The 2,022-nt window shown below is 28.4% G+C and carries 4 protein-coding genes; all 4 read right to left on the reverse strand.

Annotated elements, in window-relative coordinates; translation table 11 throughout:
- Nucleotides 1-210: 210 nt before the first annotated feature.
- Nucleotides 211-1,344: an RNA-guided endonuclease InsQ/TnpB family protein gene (locus ACJMLH_RS09160; RefSeq protein WP_405276937.1), complete on the reverse strand. Its 1,134-nt coding sequence runs from the start codon at nucleotides 1,342-1,344 to the stop codon at nucleotides 211-213.
- 12 nt (nucleotides 1,345-1,356) lie between these two features.
- Nucleotides 1,357-1,566, reverse strand: a complete 210-nt coding sequence (gene tnpA, locus ACJMLH_RS09165) for an IS200/IS605 family transposase (RefSeq protein WP_405276939.1) — start codon at nucleotides 1,564-1,566, stop codon at nucleotides 1,357-1,359.
- A complete protein-coding gene (locus ACJMLH_RS09170; RefSeq protein ID WP_405276941.1) occupies nucleotides 1,559-1,762 on the reverse strand; it encodes a transposase in 204 nt (67 codons plus the stop codon). Before ACJMLH_RS09170 ends, tnpA begins: the two co-directional genes overlap by 8 nt.
- A 133-nt stretch (nucleotides 1,763-1,895) precedes the next feature.
- A partial coding sequence (locus tag ACJMLH_RS09175; RefSeq protein WP_405276943.1) for a hypothetical protein occupies nucleotides 1,896-2,022 on the reverse strand: 127 nt, incomplete at its 5' end.

The raw sequence follows: 2,022 nt of genomic DNA on the forward strand, positions 1-2,022 counted from the left end.
TATATTAGATTTTGTTTAGAATAATATTGATTAAATTAATTATTGTTTAAAAAATACATTCAATATCATAATGATTCATGTATGATATGTCAGGAAATATGTCCCCATATTCAAATAAAAAAATACCAATGCCTGATGAAAAAAATTGTTATGATTAATACTAATAAATATCAAAGTTGAACTACCACGACTTATAGAAGTCGTGGATTCCTAACATCGAGTTGAAAGGCAATCCCCGTTGTTCCAACGGTTTAAAATATTAATTGATGCATTAATATCTCTATCAAGGACAATTCCACAATTTGGACATGTCCATTGCCTAACAGAAGGTGATAATTCATCTACAACATGTTGGCAATGGCAGCATGTTTTGCTTGTCCCTTTTGGGTTTACAGTTACAAGACCTTCACAGTCCGGTTTATACCAATTAAACTTATAATTAAGCATATCTTTAAATTTCATTAATGGAAAAACCATATTTTGTTCTCCACCGATGAGAATTTTAATATTGGCCCAGTTATCTTCCAATACGATTGTATCATTTTCTTTAACTAAAGTTGTGCTTAATTTTTGTATGAAGTCGTTTAGTTTGTTTGTTCTTTTAGTATACCATTTTTGTAGTCTTTTTTGAATTTTTTTAAATGCTCTGCTTCCTTTTTGTTTTGTACTGAGTGAAATGTTTAATTTTTTAATCATTTGGTTTTCGTGATTTATATCAAATTTGTATTTTTCACCCGTATTGCTTACAAGAAAGTGATTTCTGTTGGAATTTAAGTCGTAACCCTTTGCTTGATTTGTATTGTTCCATTCTTCTATTGGTGCTTCAATATTTAAGATAGCGTAATATTTACCATTATCGCATGTAATGGTGATATTGTTGATTTTAATATTGGAGTTAAGTAATTGATAATATTTTTTACTTGTTCTGTAACAGATTGAACCATATTTTCGAAGTATTAACTTTTTGTTTTTAATAGGGTGATTGGCTATTGTTTGTCTGAAACTTAATCTGGTATTTTTTCTACTGTGGAATTTTGGAAAATTGGTTTTTGGATTTTTAAAGAAATTTTGATAACTCTTATATAAATCTCTGCTGGATTGTTGTAAACTTGTACTTTCAATTTCTTTTAACCAGGGATTTTCCTGTTTTAATTGTTTTAAAAAGGTATTAATGAGAGTTATATTTAATTTGTATTGATTACGATAGATGCCGTATAGTTTATTTAATCTTTCAAGGATGTTATTATGTACAAACCTACTTGCTCCAAAATTTTTATGGAATAATTCCTCTTGTTTTTTGTTTGGATAAATTCTTACTTTAATTCCTTTATTAACTATTTTCATAATTATTTTTTTTTACTTCCTTTGTTGGTTTTCTATATATTGTTTAATTGTTTCAATATTAGCTCCACCAGTTGTAGCTATGAAATAACCTCTTTTCCAAAAGACTCCACTCCAAAGACTATCATATATTTTAGGATATTCTTTTTTAATGATTCTACTGCTTGTAGATTTATAGGAATTAATGAATCTTTGAATATTAACATCAGTTCCACTTTTAAACAATATGTGTTATATGATCTGCCTCAAAATTAGCTTCAACCACCATTATCCTATAGTTACTGCCCACACGATTAAATATGTTAATTAAAGACTCAAATATGGGCTCAGTTATTACTTTCCTACGATATTTAACAACCAATACCAAGTGATAGGTTAACTTATATACTGAATGGTTAGTCTTGTCAAAATTTGAAACCATAATAGTTTATATGGTAATTAAACTATTTAAAACATTTGATTTAAAATAGTCCGCCCATTTTTGCAAAATTCATCTACCACTTCAGAGAAGTGGTAGTATTCTTTTGCATCATAAGATAAAATTTTCTTAAAGTTCATGTCTGCTCCTCAGCAACAGCCTCATCTTCACTGAATAATTGATCAAGCATCCATTCAGCATCGTATTCCTTGATATCATCATATCCCTGACCCATTCCTAAAAACATGATAGGCTTTTTAATA

The organism is Methanobrevibacter sp., from assembly GCF_045116495.1.
GTDB lineage: Archaea > Methanobacteriota > Methanobacteria > Methanobacteriales > Methanobacteriaceae > Methanocatella.

Excerpts from the sequence above, each read along its gene's own strand:
- ACJMLH_RS09160 (WP_405276937.1), bottom strand. The coding sequence starts at position 1,344 with ATGAAAATAGTTAATAAAGGAATTAAAGTAAGAATTTATCCAAACAAA.
- ACJMLH_RS09170 (WP_405276941.1), bottom strand. The coding sequence starts at position 1,762 with ATGGTTTCAAATTTTGACAAGACTAACCATTCAGTATATAAGTTAACC.